We start from the raw sequence: 15,921 nt of genomic DNA on the forward strand, positions 1-15,921 counted from the left end.
CCCTGAATGATGCAAGTAGGTACGGTAAGGGTTACCTAACTTCCATCGCAAGGGCGTGTCCAGCACATATGCCCTGCCGCACCGTATCTCACGCGCCGCCTCCGCCCTATCTCGCAGCTCACACCCGGTAGCGTAACTAGCACGTGCAAGTTACGGTGATCACCGGTCCGTACCGAACTCCCCGCACCCCATGGAGCCCACGTGATCCGTACGTCCTTCAACGACGGCTGGCAGGCCCGCCCCAAGGTCAACCCCTTCGCCGAGCTGTCCGGAACGAAGGTCCCCTTCCGGCCGGTCACGCTGCCGCACGACGCGATGATCGAGCGGGAGCGTGCGGCACCGGGCGGTGAGGTCACGATGGAGGGCGGCGCGGGCGCCTACTTCCCAGGCGGTGTGTACGAGTACCGCAAGACCTTCGCCGTCCCCGAGGAGTACCGGGGCAAGCAGATCCTCGTGGAGTTCGAGGGCGTCTACCGGGATGCCACGGTGTTCATCAACGGGGACTACGCCGGGCAGCGCCCGTTCGGATACTCGCACTTCCGCATAGACGCCGACCGTTTCCTGCGCTTCGGCGAGGACAACGAGATCCGCGTGGAGGCCCGCGCCCACCGTGACTCGCGCTGGTACACCGGCGCGGGCATCTACCGCGACACCTGGCTCCTGGTCGGCGAGGTGGTCCGGATCGCGCCCGACGGGCTCCGGGTCACCACCCCGGACATCGACGAGCGGCGGGCGGTGGTGGAGGTCGCGACGCGGGTCGAGAACGACTCGATCGCGATCCGTACGGTGGATGTCGTCACCGAGATCCGCGACGCCGGCGGGAACACCGTCGCGACCGACGCCTCGAAGATCACGGTGCTGCCGGGCGAGCCCGCGACCGTACGCCAACGCCTGTACGTCCGTTCCCCGTTGCTGTGGAGCCCGGACGCCCCCGCCCTGTATGCCGCCACCGTGACTCTGAAGGACCTGGACGCCGAGACGGTCACCTTCGGCATCCGCTCCCTCCAACTCGACCCCGAGCACGGCCTGCGGATCAACGGCGAAACGGTCAAACTGCGCGGCGCCTGCATCCACCACGACAACGGCGTCCTGGGCGCCGCCACCTTCGCCCGCGCCGAAGAACGACGCGTCCAACTCCTCAAGGACGCCGGGTTCAACGCGATCCGCATGTCCCACAACCCCATGAGCAAGCCGATGCTGGACGCCTGCGACCGCCTCGGCATGCTGGTGGTGGACGAGGCCTTCGACGTCTGGACGTCCGGCAAGAGCGAGTTCGACTACAGCCTGAGCTTCCCGGAGTGGTGGGAACGCGACATCGAGGCGATGGTCGCCAAGGACGTCAACCACCCCAGCGTGATCATGTACTCGATCGGCAACGAGATCCCGGAGACCGGCTCGGCGGCCGGCTCCGCCTGGGGCCGTCGACTCGCCGAGAAGGTCCGCTCCCTCGACAGCACCCGTTACGTCACCAACGCGGTGAACGGCATGCTGGCCGTCATGTCCGAACTGGGCAAGCTGCGCGGCCAGTCACAGCAGCAGACAGGACAGGCAGGACCGGCAGCCGACTCAGGCAAGGGCGAAAGCGAGGACAAGGGCATCAACACCCTGATGGCCGACGCGGGCGACATGATGAACGCGATCAGCGCCTCCGGCCTGGTCACCGAGAAGACGGCCGAGTCCTTCGCCGTGCTCGATGTCGCCGGCATGAACTACGCCGAGGCCCGCTACACCCTCGACAAGGACCTCTTCCCGAACCGGATCATCCTCGGCACCGAGACCTTCCCCACCCGCATCGACGGCAACTGGCGCCTGGTGAAGCAACACGGCCACGTCATAGGCGACTTCACCTGGACCGGCTGGGACTACCTCGGCGAGGTCGGCATCGGCCGCCCCCAGTACCTCACCCCCGACGCACCCCGCCCCGCCCACACCGCGCCCTACCCCTACCTGGTCGCGGGCTGCGGCGACCTCGACATCACCGGCCACCGCCGCCCCGCCTCCTACTACCGCGAGATCGTCTTCGGCCTGCGCACCCAGCCGTACATCGCGGTACGACGCCCCGAACACCACGGCAAGACCTGGGCGGGCACACCCTGGGCATGGAGCGACAGCATCGCCTCCTGGACCTGGCCCGACTCCGAGGGCAAGCCGGTCGCCGTAGAGGTCTACGGCGACGCAGACGAGGTCGAACTCCTCGTCAACGGACGCTCGTTGGGACGCCACCCGGTGGCCGAGGACCACCGCTTCCGCACCGAGTTCGACACGACGTACGAACCCGGCGAACTCCTCGCGATCGCCTACCGCGACGGCACGGAAACCGGCCGCCACACCCTGCGCTCCGCGACCGGCCCGGTGGAACTGCGCACCACAGCCGACCGCGCGGCCATCACCACGAAGGGCGGCGACCTCGCGTACGTCACCCTCACCCTGACGGACCCGGACGGCACCCTCCACACGGCGGCCGACCGCCCCGTACGCCTCGAAGTCACCGGCCCAGGCGTCCTGTTGGGCTTCGGCAGCGCCGCCCCGGCCTCCGAGGAACGCTTCGACGCACCCGAACGCCGTACCTACGAGGGCCGCGCACTAGCCGTGCTCCGCCCGACCGGCCCCGGCAAGATCCACCTGACGGCATCGGCACCAGGGTGCGAGGCGGTCGACGTGATCGTCACCGTGGAGTAGACCCACCTCGGGATTCCCCTCCCCCACGTCTACGAGTTGCCCGTCACCTGGTAATACTCCGGATAGCACGTGCAAGTAGCATGCGTGAGGAAACACGACGCGCGACAAAAACGACTCGTGGGCGAGAAGAAGAAGAGAAGGAAGAGCGGAGAGGCACTGTGAGTGCGACGGGGCTCAAGCGGGTCACGGCGGCGGATGTGGCCCGGTCCCTGGGCCTCTCGCGGGCGACCGTGGGGTTCGTCCTGAACGACACCCCTGGGCAGACGATCCCGGAGAGCACGCGTCGGCGGGTGCTCTCCGAGGCAGCGCGCATGGGCTACCGCCCGCACCGGGCGGCACAGACGCTGCGGCGCGGCACCAGCAAGCTGATCCTGTTCGTCCTGCCGGACTGGGCGGCCGGTCTCCCCATGCAGCAGCACCTGGACGAGGCCGCGCTCGCGCTGGACGAGGCAGGGTATTCCCTGGTCACCTGCCCCCGCTACGCCGCAGGCCGGGCACGCCCCCTGTGGGAACTGCTCACCCCGGACGTCGTCCTCGGCTTCGGCCCCTTCGACGCCGACGAGCTGGCCTCGATGCGCGCCGCCGGCATCACCGGCATCATCCCGGCCCCCGGACAACCGACGACGCTGGACGACTGGCCCGCACTCGCCGCGGGAACCACCCTGCAGATCGACCACCTGTACGAACAGGGCCACCGCCGGATCGCCTTCGCCACCCCCGCCGACCCCCACACGTCCCTACTCGACCACCGCGTACGCAAGGCCCAGCAGGCCGCCGCCCGCCTCGGCCTCGCCCCACTCGACGTCCGTCCGGTGGACCACCGGGACACCTCCGCCCAGGAGGCGGTGTGCCATTGGCGAGCCGAGGGCATCACCGCTGTCGCCGCGTACAACGACGACAGCGCGGCGACCGTGGTGAGCGCGGCGATCCGATCGGGCATGTCCATCCCCACCGACCTGGCGGTGATCGGCCACGACGACACCCCCCTGGCCGCCCTGTTCGTCCCCTCGATCTCCAGCGTACGAATCGACATCATCAGCCTGAGCCGCCACTTCGCCGCCCTCGCCCTCCACGAGGCCGACGGCCGCCCACTTCCCCGACGGGACACGACGACCGACACGGTGGTGATCGCCCGGGAGTCGACGCGGGGCGCTGCCGACACACCGCAGGAAGCCGCCTTCGCCGGCCGCCCTGACAGCCCGACAGCAGGTCAGGAACCCTTGGCCACCGGCTCCAGCACGGCAACGCACTCCACATGATGAGTCATCGGAAACAGATCAAAAGCCCGAAGCGTCCGCACCCGATACCCCCCCTCCCGGAAATACCCCAAATCCCGAGCCAACGCAGCCGGATCGCAAGCCACATACGCGATCTTCCGCGCCCCCAGCTTCACCAACTGCTCGACCGTCTTCCGCCCCGCCCCCGCCCGCGGCGGGTCCAGGACGATCAGATCCACCTCGGTGATGCCCGTGCGCGGCAGGACCGCCTCGACCTTGCCCTGTTCGATGCGGACGCGGTCGAACGCGGCGAGGTTGTGACGGGCGTCCTCGACCGCGCGCTTGCCCGACTCGATGCCGAGGACCGCACCCTTGTCGCCGACCCGGTCGGCCAACGCACCCGCGAACAGGCCGACACCGCAGTACAGATCGAGGGCCATGTCTCCCTTGCGCGGGAGCAGGCCCTGCATGACCGCCTTCATCAGGGTGTCGGCCGCCATCGGGTGGACCTGCCAGAAGCCGCCGCTGCCCACCCGGTAGGTACGGCCGTCGGCGCGCTCGCGGACGAACGCCCGGCCGTGGACGCGGTGGATGCCGCCGTCGTGCTCCTCGACCCGCATGACGGAGACGGGCTTGTCCAGCTCGACCAAGGGCAGGCGGGCGCCGGGCCTCGGCTCCAGGATGACCATGCGGTCCTGGGACCCCGTCGCGGCGATCGCGTCGACGGACTCCATCCCCGACCAGTCGCGCTCCTCGATGCCCAGCTCGCTGACGCCCGGCGCCGCGATCATGCAGTGCTCGATCGGCTCGACCTCGTGCGAACGGTGGCGCCGCAGCCCGGCGTTGCCGTCCGCGTCGACCGCGTACTGCACCCTCGTACGCCACTGAGGGACCTCACCCGGCGGCAGCTTGTCGCCCTCGGCCGGCATCACCGTGCCGTCCCAGCCGGCCTCCTCCGGGGTCAGGCCTGCGAGCCGCTTCAGCTGCTCGGCGACGACCTCGCCCTTGAGGCGGCGCTGTGCGCCCGGCTTGGCGTGCTGCCAGTCGCAGCCGCCGCAGCGGCCGGGGCCGGCGTAGGGGCAGGGGGCCTCGACGCGGTCCTTGGACGCCGTCAGGATCTCCACCGCGTCCGCGCGCAGGAACCGCGCCCCTTCCTCGCCCTCCGTCACCCGGGCCACGACCCGCTCACCGGGCAGCGTGTGCCGGACGAAGAGGACCTGCCCCTCCTCCGTACGCGCGATGCAGTGGCCGCCGTGGGCGACGGGACCGACCTCGACCTCGTACTCCAGCCCCACCAGCGATTTCTTCGGTTCTGCCTGCATGGTGGGGTGACTCCGTAAGAGAGAAAGAGAGAACGGCCGGACAACAGCCCACCAGTCTACGTGGGCCCCGCCCGACCGCTCACCACAAGCCCGCACCCGAACCCGGACCCGTCGGCTCAGCCCTTCGTGCTCGGCTCCTTCGGCCGTTCCTCGGCCGGGCCGCGCCGGACCGATCCGGGCGCGTTCCAGTCCTGCCGCTTGCGGGCCCGCTTCTTGGCCACCTCGGACGACTGGAGCTGGTAGGGCACCGACGTCACCATGACGCCCGGGGTGAACAGCAGGCGCCCCTTGAGCCGCAGCGCGCTCTGGTTGTGCAGCAGTTGCTCGTACCAGTGGCCGACCACATACTCCGGGATGATCACGGACACGGCGTCGCGCGGTGACTCCCGGCGCAGCCCCTTCACGTACTCGATCACCGGCCGGGTGATCTCCCGGTACGGCGAGTCGAGCACCTTCAGCGGGACGGTGATCCCCCGCCGCTCCCACTCCTCCTGCAGCGCCTTCGTCTCCGCCGGATCGACGTTGACGCTGAGCGCCTCCAGCGTGTCGGAGCGCATCAGTTTCGCGTACGCGAGCGCGCGCAGGGTGGGCCGGTGGATCTTCGAGATCAGGACGACGGAGTGCACCCGCGACGGCCGTACGCTGTCGTCGCTCGGGCCCTCCGGGGCAGCGATCTCCGCGGAGACCCGGTCGTAGTGCTTACGGATCGCCGTCATCACCGCGTAGAAGATCACCATGCCGAGCAGCGCCACCCAGGCGCCGTGCGTGAACTTCGTACCGAGTACGACGACCAGCACCAGCCCGGTGAAGAAGGCGCCGAAGGTGTTGATGGCGCGGGAGCGGACCATGCGCCGGCGCTTCACCTGGTCCTTCTCCGTGGCCAGGTGGCGGTTCCAGTGCCGGACCATGCCGGTCTGGCTGAGCGTGAACGACACGAACACGCCGACGATGTACAGCTGGATGAGGCGGGTCGAGTCCGCCCCGTAGATCCACACCAGCAGGATGGCGGCGCCGGCGAGCAGCACGATGCCGTTGGAGAAGGCGAGCCGGTCGCCGCGCGTGTGCAGCTGGCGCGGGAGGTAGCGGTCCTGCGCGAGGATCGAGCCGAGCAGCGGGAAGCCGTTGTACGCGGTGTTGGCGGCCAGGAAGAGCACCAGGGCGGTGGCGGCGGCGAGCAGGATGAAGAAGAAGCTGCCGTCACCGAACACGGCCTCGGCGACCTGTGAGATCACCGGGTTCTGGACGTAGCCGGAGCCGACCTCGACGCCCTTGTCCAGCAGGTCGTGCGCGGGGTTCTCGGCCATGCGCACCTTGGTGGTCATGGCCAGCACGATGATCCCGCAGAACATGGTGACGGCGAGGAGACCCATCGCCGCGAGCGTGGTCGCCGCGTTCTTGGACTTGGGCTTGCGGAAGGCCGGCACACCGTTGGAGATGGCCTCGACGCCGGTGAGCGCGGCACAGCCGGAGGAGAAGGCGCGCAGCAGCAGGAACACGAGTGCGAACCCGGCGAGGCCCTGGTGTTCGGCCTTGATCTCGTAGCCGGCCGTCGGCGCGCGCATGGTCTCGTCCAGCACCAGCCCGCGGAACGCGCCCCACGCGATCATGATGAAGACGCCCGCGACGAACACGTACGTCGGAATCGCGAACAGCTTCCCGGACTCCTTGACGCCCCGCAGGTTCATCAGCGTGAGCAGCACGATGACGGCGATCGCGCAGAGCACCTTGTGCTCGACGACGAAGGGGATCGCGGAGCCGAGGTTCTCGATGCCCGAGGAGATCGACACGGCGACGGTGAGGACGTAGTCGACCAGCAGCGCGCTGGCGACCGTGAGGCCGGCCTTGGGGCCGAGGTTGGTGTTCGCCACCTCGTAGTCGCCGCCGCCGCTCGGGTACGCGTGCACGTTCTGCCGGTAGGAGGCGACCACGGTGAACATCAGTACGACGACAGCGAGTGCGATCCACGGGCTGAAGTGGTACGCCGACACGCCCGCGATCGACAGGACCAGCAGCACTTCCCCGGGAGCGTAGGCAACGGAGGAGAGCGGGTCGGAGGCGAAGACGGGGAGAGCGATGCGCTTCGGCAGGAGCGTTTCGCCGAGCCGATCACTGCGCAGTGCGCGCCCGATCAGGATCCGTTTGGGCACGTCGGTCAGTTTGGACACGGAGAGGATCGTAAGCTCCCCGCCTTGTTCTGGGCACATCCGGGTGAAATCCCGGCGGTCCGCCGAGTGAAATCCCGACATCCGAGACAGGCAAACACCCCCGGGACCACGTCTTCATGGCTATATGACGAAAACACAGCACACCTTATGCACCTTTTACCCCTTTACCTGCTAGCCCCCCCAGCCCTCTCCATGCCTTCCGGGAGCCCCCATGCCCCATCTCGCCGCGGAGCTGATCGGCGCCGGCGCCGCACTCGTCGTCCTCGCCCTGCTCACCCTGGCCAGTGTCCGCAGCATCAGCCGCAGGTAAGGGGGTGCCCTCCAGCGACCGTGCGTGTGTAGCTTGGGCGGGGGTCTGAGACCCTGTTCAAGCCAAGTCGACTACGGCAGGCCTTGACATCGGATCGGAAGGACGGTCGTGCACATCGTCATCATGGGCTGCGGCAGAGTGGGTTCCGCTCTCGCCCAGACCCTGGAGCAACAGGGGCACACGGTCGCCGTGATCGATCAGGACCCCACCGCCTTCCGACGACTGGGCTCCGGGTTCGGCGGCCGGCGCGTCACCGGGGTCGGCTTCGACCAGGACACCCTGCGCGAGGCGGGCATCGAGGAGGCAGGCGCTTTCGCCGCCGTCTCCAGCGGTGACAACTCGAACATCATCGCCGCCCGGGTGGCCCGCGAGATGTTCGGCATCGAGAACGTCGCGGCCCGTATCTACGACCCCCGCCGTGCCGAGGTCTACCAGCGCCTCGGCATCCCGACCGTCGCCACCGTCCGCTGGACGGCCGACCAGATGCTGCGCAGGCTGCTGCCGTCCGGTGCGGAGCCGCTGTGGCGCGATCCCACCGGCGGTGTCCAGCTCGCCGAGGTGCACGCGTCGTCGGCCTGGGTGGGCCACAAGATCAGCAAGATGCAGGACGAGACCGGCGTGCGTGTCGCCTTCCTCACCCGCCTGGGCGAGGCGGTCCTGCCCTCCTCGCAGACGGTGCTGCAGGAGGGCGACCTGGTGCACGTGATGATGCGTACGGACGACGTCGAGAAGGTCGAGGCGTCCTTCGCCGAAGGCCCCGAAGAGGAGGCCGGTCACTGATGAGGGTCGCCATTGCCGGTGCCGGTGCCGTCGGCCGCTCGATCGCGGGCGAGCTGCTGGAGAACGGCCACGAGATCCTGCTGATCGACAAGGCCCCGACGGCCATCTCGGTCGAACGGGTCCCCCAGGCGGAGTGGCTGCTGGCCGACGCCTGCGAGATCACCTCGCTGGACGAGGCCGCGCTGCAGCGCTGCAACGTGGTGATCGCCGCGACGGGCGACGACAAGGTGAACCTGGTCGTCTCCCTGCTGGCGAAGACGGAGTACGGCGTCCCGCGCGTCGTCGCCCGCGTCAACAACCCCAAGAACGAGTGGCTGTTCAACGAGGCCTGGGGCGTCGACGTGGCGGTCTCCACCCCCCGGCTGATGTCGGCCCTGGTCGAGGAAGCGGTGAGCGTGGGCGACCTGGTCCGCCTCCTCCGCTTCAGCCACGGCGACGCCAACCTGGTCGAACTGACCCTCCCCCCGGAGTCGGCCCTGGCCGGCACCCAGGTCGGCGACGTGGAGTGGCCGGAGGACACGTCCCTGGTGACGATCATCCGCGGCACCCGAGTCCTGACCCCGTCCCGCGAGGACTCCCTGGAAGCGGGAGACGAACTCCTGTTCGTAGCCGCCCAGGCAAGGGAGGAGCAGTTGGAGGACCTGCTGTCGGTCCGGAAGGACTGACGGGGGTATTCATTTCAGCCCGTCCGGCGTTTGAGGACGAGGCCGTTCAGGCCGAAGGGGGTCCAGGGGGCAGAGCCCCCTGGCGGGGTCGAAGGGGCGGAGCCCCTGGGGATGGGACGGGTAGGGGCGGCGGGGGCGAAAACAGTCCACGCCAACCCCACACCCCTACTCAGAAGAAGCCGCGGCCTTCCGCCGCTCCTCCTCCGCCCGCTCCTCCGCCTCCATCTCAGCGAACACATCAATAGGCGCGGGCGCCTTCGCCAGGAACACCCACGTGAGCCACACGGCCAACAGGAACGGCGGAATCTTCAACGCCACCAGCACCCACCCGAGCGACGCCGTGTCCGCCCACCAGTACAGCGGGAAGAGAATCGCGCACTTGGCGAGCAGAATCAGCCCCCAGGCCCAACTGGCCTTCGCATAGGCCTTCTTGCGCCCCGGGTTACGCGTACGCCAGGAGAGGTTCTCCTTGAACACCGGCCCGAGGATCAGCCCGAGCAGCGGCACACCGGCCAGCGTCGTGATGATGTACGCCAGCGCCAGCCCCAGCGTGTAGAGCATGCCGGGCAGATAGAAGTCCTTCGCATTGCCCGTCATCATCGCGAAGACGACACCGAAGGCGACCCCGAACACCCCGCTGAAGGCGTGCTTGACGGTGTCCTTCATGACGAGGCGCACCACGACCATCAGCACCGAGACGGCGAGGGCCGCGATGGCCGACGCGTGCAGGTCCTTCTTGATCGTGTAGATCGTGACGAAGAGCAGCCCCGGCAGGACCGTCTCGATCATGCCCCGCAGACCGCCGAACGCCTCGAAGAGCGCGGCCTCGGTCACCGCCCTGGAATCGTGCTGGGCGTCTTCGGTCGGCTTGTCGAGCGACGTCACCGGCTACTCCCGTCCGAGGGGTCTCAGTTCGTATTTCGGATTGAACAGCACACGGCGGCCCCGGCTCATCGAGATCCGGCCCGACGCGATCAGCTTGCGTCCCGGCTCTATCCCGACGATGGAGCGTCTGCCGAGCCACACCACGTCCAGCGCGGCCGAGCCGTCGAACAGCTCGGCCTCCAGGGCCGGAACCCCCGCCCTCGGCCGTAGCGTGACCGTGCGCAAGGTACCAGTAACCGTCACTATCTGTCGGTCGTGGCAGTCACCGATACGCGTACAGCCCGCGGTCTCGGTGTCCTCGCGCAGCTCCTCGGACTCCAGGTCCTCCTGCGACGAGGAGAGCCGGTCGAGCATGCGCCGAAACCGGCCCGTCGGCTTCTCGGAACGAGGAACAGCACTCATACCTGAAGCGTACCGGCGCCCACTGACACCGACGTACCCCCGTGACCTACCGCTCGAACCGATACCCCATCCCCGGCTCCGTGATGAAGTGCTTCGGATGCGAGGGATCCGTCTCCAGCTTGCGCCGCAGCTGCGCCATGTACACGCGCAGATAGTTGGTCTCCGTCCCGTACGACGGCCCCCACACCTCCTGGAGCAGCTGCTTCTGGCTGACCAGCCGGCCCGTGTTGCGCACGAGCACCTCCAGCAGATGCCACTCCGTGGGGGTCAGCCGTACGTCGCGCCCGCCGCGGTGGACCTTCTTCGCGGCGAGGTCGACGGTGAACTCGTCGGTCTCCACCATGACGTCGTCCTCTGCGCTCCCGGTGGGCTCGGCCCGGCGGACGGCGGCCCGCAGCCGGGCCAGCAGTTCGTCCATGCCGAAGGGCTTGGTGACGTAGTCGTCGGCGCCCGCGTCGAGCGCCTCGACCTTCTCGTCGGACGTGTGCCGGGCCGACAGCACCAGGATGGGCACCCGGGTCCATCCTCGGAGCCCCTTGATCACCTCGACGCCGTCCATGTCAGGCAGCCCCAGGTCGAGCACCACCACGTCGGGATGGCGGGCGGCGGCCAGTTCGAGGGCGGTGGCACCGTCGTGGGCCGCGTCGACCTCGTACTTGCGTGCCTTGAGGTTGATCACGAGCGCGCGCACGATCTGCGGCTCGTCGTCGACCACCAGCACCCGGGTCATGAAACCTGCCTTTCCGCCTGCACTTCTGTTCCCACTGCCACGGCCCCCGTCACTCCACCACGCCGCAGAGACTCACCACCCGCGCCGACACCCACCCCTGCAGCCCGCACCGTGAGCACCATGCTCAGCCCGCCCCCAGGCGTGTCCTCGGCCTGGAGTGTGCCGCCCATCGCCTCGGCGAACCCCCGGGCCACCGCCAGGCCCAGTCCGACCCCGGCCCCGCGCGGAGCGTCACCGTACCGCTGGAAGGGCTCGAAGATGCGGTCCTTCGCCTCGTCCGGCACGCCCGGCCCGCGGTCCACCACCCGCACCTCCACCCGGTCGGCGATGGCACTGGCGGCCACCAGCACCGTCTCCCCGTCCGGGCTGTACTTGACGGCGTTCTCGACCAGGTTGGCCACCGACCGCTCCAGCAGCCCGGGGTCGACGGCGACCATGGGCAGCGTCTCGGGAATGTCCAGCTCGACGCTGTCCTCGGGTACGCCCCCCAGCGCCATCGGCACCACCTCGTCGAGGTCGATCTCCCTGATCAGCGGGGTGACGGTACCGGTCTGGAGCCGGGACATGTCCAGCAGGTTGCCCACCAGGTGGTCGAGCCGGTCGGCGCCGTCCTCAATGCCGGCCAGCAGTTCGGCCCGGTCCTCCTCGGACCACTCCACGTCGTCCGACCGCAGCGACGTGACCGCCGCCTTGATCCCGGCCAGTGGCGTACGGAGGTCATGGCTGACGGCGGCGAGCAGCGCCGTGCGGATCCGGTTGCCCTCGGCGAGGGTACGGGCCTGGTCGGCCTGGGACTGGAGGCGCCGGCGGTCGAGGACCACGGCCGCCTGGGCGGCGAACGCGGCCAGCACGCGCCGGTCGGCGGCGGGCAGTACCCGGCCGGACAGCGCGAGCGCCATGTGGTCGCCGACCGGCATGTCCACGTCCGCGTCCTCCGGCCGTTCCACGGCCTTCCGGGTGCCGACGCTGCCCGCGCAGGTCCAGGGATCGACATCGCCCGCCCGCTCCAGCAGCGCCACGGACTCCATCCCGAAGGTCTCCCGGACCCGTTCGAGGAGCGCCTCCAGGCTGGTCTCGCCGCGCAGGACGCTGCCCGCGAGGAAGGAGAGGATCTCCGACTCGGCCCGCAGCCGGGCCGCCTGATGCGTACGCCGGGCCGCCAGATCCACCACCGACGCCACGGCCACGGCGACCCCGAAGAAGATCACGAGGGCGACGATGTTCTTCGGGTCGGCGATGGTCAGCCGGTGGTACGGCGGCGTGTAGTAGTAGTTCAGCAGCATGGAGCCGAAGGCCGCCGAGGCGAGCGCCGGGTAGAGGCCGCCGAGCAGGGCCGCCGCCACCGTGAGCGCCAGGAACAGCAGCATGTCGTTGGCGAGGCCGAGATCGACGGCGTTCAGCAGCAGCGCGAGGCCCAGCGGACCGGCCACGCCGACCACCCAGCCCCAGATGATCCGCGCCCGCCCGAGCCGGGCCCCCCGGGCCACGGGCAGCCCGCGCCCCTTGCCCGCCTCGTCATGGGTGATCAGGTGGACGTCGAGGTCGGGCCCCGACTCCCGGGCCACGGTCGCGCCGACCCCGGGCCCGAAGACGTACTGCCAGGTCTTGCGCCGGGAGACGCCCAGCACGATCTGGGTGGCGTTCACGCCTCGCGCGAAGTCCAGCAGCGCCACCGGGACGTCGTCCCCGACCACATGGTGAAAGGTTCCGCCAAGATCCTCGACCAGGGTCCGCTGGACGGTCAGCTCCTTCGGGGAGGCGTTGGTCAGGCCGTCGCTGCGCGCGATGTAGACGGCCATGACCTCGCCGCCGGCGCCCTTCTCCGCGAGCCGCGCGGCCCGCCGGATCAACGTACGGCCCTCGGGTCCGCCGGTCAGTCCGACCACGATCCGTTCCCGCGAACCCCAGATCCTGGAGACCTGGTGCTCACTGCGGTACTCGGTCAGGTACTCGTCGACCCGGTCGGCCACCCACAGCAGCGCCAGCTCCCGCAGCGCGGTCAGGTTCCCCGGGCGGAAGTAGTTGGAGAGTGCCGCGTCGACCTTGTCGGACTTGTAGATGTTGCCGTGGGCCATCCGCCGACGCAGCGCCTGCGGGGACATGTCGACCAACTCGATCTGATCCGCACGCCGGACCACTTCGTCGGGAACGGTCTCCTGTTGACGTACACCAGTGATCGACTCAACCACATCACCCAACGACTCAAGATGTTGAATGTTGACAGTCGATATCACGTCGATACCGGCGGCCAGCAGCTCCTCGACGTCCTGCCAGCGCTTGGTGTTGCGCGAGCCCGGGATATTGGTGTGCGGCAGTTCGTCCACCAGGGCGACCTGCGGCCGGCGGGCGAGCACGGCATCCACGTCCATCTCGGTGAACACGGATCCGCGGTAGTCCAACTCCTTGCGCGGGATCTGCTCCAGCCCGTGGAGCATGACCTCCGTACGCGGCCGGCTGTGGTGCTCCACGAAGGCCACCACGCAGTCCGTTCCCCGCTCGACACGGCGGTGCGCCTCGGAGAGCATCGCGTACGTCTTGCCGACGCCCGGTGCCGCACCGAGATAGATCCGAAGCTTGCCGCGTCCCATGGCCTCATTGTCTTCCCGCGCCCGCTGTGTACGCAGCGTCGACCCTACGTCCAACAATGTCGACAAATGGGACGAGAAGCAGACCGAAGTACGCCTTTGACGCAACCCTGACGCGCCCACAAACAAGCCGCGCCCCTGTTTCGGGGCGAAGCCCGAAACAGGGGCGCGGGGAACTGCGCGACCAGCCCCCACCGGGCCGGCAGCAAACAACCGACCTAGCGAACCTCAGTAATCTCCGGCCCACGCTGCAGCTGACCCATGCCACCGGAGAAGCGGGACCCGGCCTGCTCCTCCTGCTGAACACCCTCAGGCACCATCTGCGCGTCGTTCGGCAGCTTCAGCACGATCGGGTCGCGAGGCGCCATCGGCCCCTCGCCACGGACGACGACCGTGTCCCGGAAGATCTGCTCCAGCAGCCCGGCCGCCTGCGGCTGCACCGCGCCCTGCCCGGAGATGACACCCCGCAGGAACCACCGCGGACCGTCCACACCGACGAACCGCACGACCTGGAAACCGCCCGTGCCGTCCGGCAGTTGCACCGGAACCTGCGCGCGCAGCTCCCAGCCCAGCGGCCCCTCGACCTCGTCGACGATGCCACCCTGCTGGGTGATGCCGGAGGCGATCTCCTCGCGCACCTCGCCCCAGATGCCCTCGCGCTTGGGCGCGGCGAAGGCCTGGAGCTGTACGGCGCTGTCGCGCAGCACGACGGTCGCCGCGACGATCGCGTCGCCCGCGACCTCGACCCGAAGTTCCATGCCGTCGACTCCGGGCACGAACAGTCCGCCCAGGTCCACCCGGCCCTCGCCGGGCTCGCGGACCTCGGTGTCGTCCCAGGGCCCGTCGGGACGCGGCTCCGGCTCCAGCCGGACGCGTCCACGTCCGCCTGCGGCTTCCTCGTCCGCCTCAGTGCCGCTGTCGACGACCTGCTCGGCCTCGCCGGCCGCGTCCTCGGCGGCACCCTTCTTCTTGCGACGTCCGAACACGTCACTGTCCTTCCCGGTCGGATACGACCGAAGCGTATCGATTCCCACCCGTTGTGCCGCCCACTGCGGCCTGACCGCTGTGACCGCTCGCACCGCCCACCGAGGCGTGACCTCCGGTGGACCCGAAGCCCCCCTCGGCCCGCGCCGAGCCGGGAAGTTCCGCGACCTCCCGGAAGCGGACCTTCTCGACCTGCTGGACGACCAGTTGGGCAATCCTGTCGAAGCGCTCGAATCGCACGGGTTCGTGCGGGTCGAGATTCACCACGATCACCTTGATCTCCCCACGGTACCCGGCATCAACCGTCCCTGGGGCATTCACCAGAGCGACACCGCAGCGGGCGGCGAGCCCCGAACGGGGGTGCACGAAGGCCGCGTACCCGTCCGGGAGTGCGATGGACACCCCGGTGGGCAGAACGGCCCGTTCGCCCGGCTTCAGTTCGCACTCCCGCGTCGTCCGCAGATCGGCGCCGGCGTCGCCGGGCTGTGCGTACGACGGAAGCGGTACGTCCGGGTCGACGCGGCGGATGAGGACGTCCAGGGGCTCACGGCCCATGGGTGCGGGGCTCACGGGTTCACCTCGAATGCGCGGGCGCGCCGGACCTGGTCCGGGTCGCTCATGGCCGCCTGGATCTCCTCCGGGCGGCCGTTGTCGATGAAGTGCTCGACCTTGACCTCGATGAAGAGGGCCTCGGCGCGCACCGCGACGGGCCCGTCGGGGCCGCCGATGCGTCCGGTGGCGGTCGAGTAGATCTTCCGCCGGGCCACTGCGGTGACCTCGGCCTCCAGATGCAGCAGGGTGCCGACGGGCACGGGCCGGACGAACTCGGTCTCCAGCTTTCCGGTCACCGCGATGGTGCGCAGCAGCCAGTTCAGCGAGCCGAGCGTCTCGTCCAGCGCGCTGGCGAGCACGCCGCCGTGGGCGAGACCGGGGGCGCCCTGGTGGGCCTCCCGCACGGTGAACTCGGCTGTGACGGTGACCCCGTCGCCTGCCCGCGCGGCGAGGTGCAGGCCATGGGCCTGTTCGCTGCCACATCCGAAACAGTGTTCGTAGTGGGCACCGAGCAGCTGTCCGGGCGCGGGCGCATCGGGGTGCCGCACGGGCGCCACGGCGTCGGCGGGGGGCTTCAGAGCTGCGGATGTACCACTCACAGCCGCAGACCTTACCCGCGAGTCGGCCGTCGACCGACACCATGCC

13 protein-coding genes are annotated in these 15,921 nt (G+C 69.4%); 4 read left to right on the forward strand and 9 right to left on the reverse strand.

Annotation, left to right across the window (positions count from 1 at the left end; translation table 11 throughout):
- The first annotated feature begins 201 nt into the window (after positions 1-201).
- Positions 202-2,679 carry a glycoside hydrolase family 2 TIM barrel-domain containing protein gene (locus ACWCRB_RS19955; protein WP_450997309.1) on the forward strand — a complete coding sequence of 826 codons (2,478 nt, stop codon included), beginning with the start codon at positions 202-204 and terminating at the stop codon, positions 2,677-2,679.
- A gap of 158 nt (positions 2,680-2,837) precedes the next feature.
- Complete coding sequence (locus ACWCRB_RS19960) at positions 2,838-3,938, forward strand: LacI family DNA-binding transcriptional regulator (RefSeq protein ID WP_450997310.1); 1,101 nt, start codon at positions 2,838-2,840, stop codon at positions 3,936-3,938.
- Here the strand turns inward: ACWCRB_RS19960 and ACWCRB_RS19965 are convergent.
- On the reverse strand, positions 3,890-5,218 hold the full coding sequence (locus ACWCRB_RS19965; RefSeq protein ID WP_450997311.1) for a class I SAM-dependent RNA methyltransferase: 1,329 nt from the start codon (positions 5,216-5,218) through the stop codon (positions 3,890-3,892). The genes ACWCRB_RS19960 and ACWCRB_RS19965 overlap by 49 nt on opposite strands.
- Before the next feature lie 116 nt (positions 5,219-5,334).
- Positions 5,335-7,383 (reverse strand): APC family permease, encoded by a 2,049-nt coding sequence (locus ACWCRB_RS19970; RefSeq protein WP_450997312.1) that lies wholly within the window; start codon positions 7,381-7,383, stop codon positions 5,335-5,337.
- 418 nt (positions 7,384-7,801) lie between these two features.
- On the opposite strand from ACWCRB_RS19970, the gene ACWCRB_RS19975 reads away from it, so the two are divergent.
- Positions 7,802-8,473 carry a potassium channel family protein gene (locus ACWCRB_RS19975; RefSeq protein WP_366874654.1) on the forward strand — a complete coding sequence of 224 codons (672 nt, stop codon included), beginning with the start codon at positions 7,802-7,804 and terminating at the stop codon, positions 8,471-8,473.
- Positions 8,473-9,138 carry a potassium channel family protein gene (locus ACWCRB_RS19980; protein ID WP_235474348.1) on the forward strand — a complete coding sequence of 222 codons (666 nt, stop codon included), beginning with the start codon at positions 8,473-8,475 and terminating at the stop codon, positions 9,136-9,138. The genes ACWCRB_RS19975 and ACWCRB_RS19980 overlap by 1 nt, the downstream gene beginning before the upstream one ends.
- Positions 9,139-9,303: 165 nt before the next feature.
- Here the strand turns inward: ACWCRB_RS19980 and ACWCRB_RS19985 are convergent, their stop codons facing one another.
- From ACWCRB_RS19985 to ACWCRB_RS20015, 7 genes are all read right to left on the reverse strand, one after another.
- Positions 9,304-10,023, reverse strand: a complete 720-nt coding sequence (locus ACWCRB_RS19985) for a DUF3159 domain-containing protein (RefSeq protein ID WP_450997313.1) — start codon at positions 10,021-10,023, stop codon at positions 9,304-9,306.
- Between the two features lie 3 nt (positions 10,024-10,026).
- Positions 10,027-10,425, reverse strand: coding sequence for an OB-fold nucleic acid binding domain-containing protein (locus tag ACWCRB_RS19990; RefSeq protein ID WP_369029372.1), 399 nt, complete (start codon positions 10,423-10,425; stop codon positions 10,027-10,029).
- Positions 10,426-10,471: 46 nt separating this feature from the next.
- Positions 10,472-11,155 carry a response regulator gene (locus tag ACWCRB_RS19995; RefSeq protein WP_450997314.1) on the reverse strand — a complete coding sequence of 228 codons (684 nt, stop codon included), beginning with the start codon at positions 11,153-11,155 and terminating at the stop codon, positions 10,472-10,474.
- A complete protein-coding gene (locus ACWCRB_RS20000; RefSeq protein WP_450997315.1) occupies positions 11,152-13,743 on the reverse strand; it encodes an ATP-binding protein in 2,592 nt (863 codons plus the stop codon). Before ACWCRB_RS20000 ends, ACWCRB_RS19995 begins: the two co-directional genes overlap by 4 nt.
- A gap of 215 nt (positions 13,744-13,958) precedes the next feature.
- Positions 13,959-14,726, reverse strand: a complete 768-nt coding sequence (locus ACWCRB_RS20005; RefSeq protein WP_235474353.1) for a DUF3710 domain-containing protein — start codon at positions 14,724-14,726, stop codon at positions 13,959-13,961.
- A 1-nt stretch (position 14,727) separates the two neighbouring features.
- On the reverse strand, positions 14,728-15,279 hold the full coding sequence (dut, locus tag ACWCRB_RS20010) for a dUTP diphosphatase (protein WP_235479855.1): 552 nt from the start codon (positions 15,277-15,279) through the stop codon (positions 14,728-14,730).
- Positions 15,280-15,290: 11 nt separating this feature from the next.
- Positions 15,291-15,875, reverse strand: a complete 585-nt coding sequence (locus ACWCRB_RS20015) for a PaaI family thioesterase (RefSeq protein ID WP_450997316.1) — start codon at positions 15,873-15,875, stop codon at positions 15,291-15,293.
- Between the last annotated feature and the right edge of the window lie 46 nt (positions 15,876-15,921).

The sequence above is a fragment of the Streptomyces sp. NPDC002156 genome, from assembly GCF_053593675.1.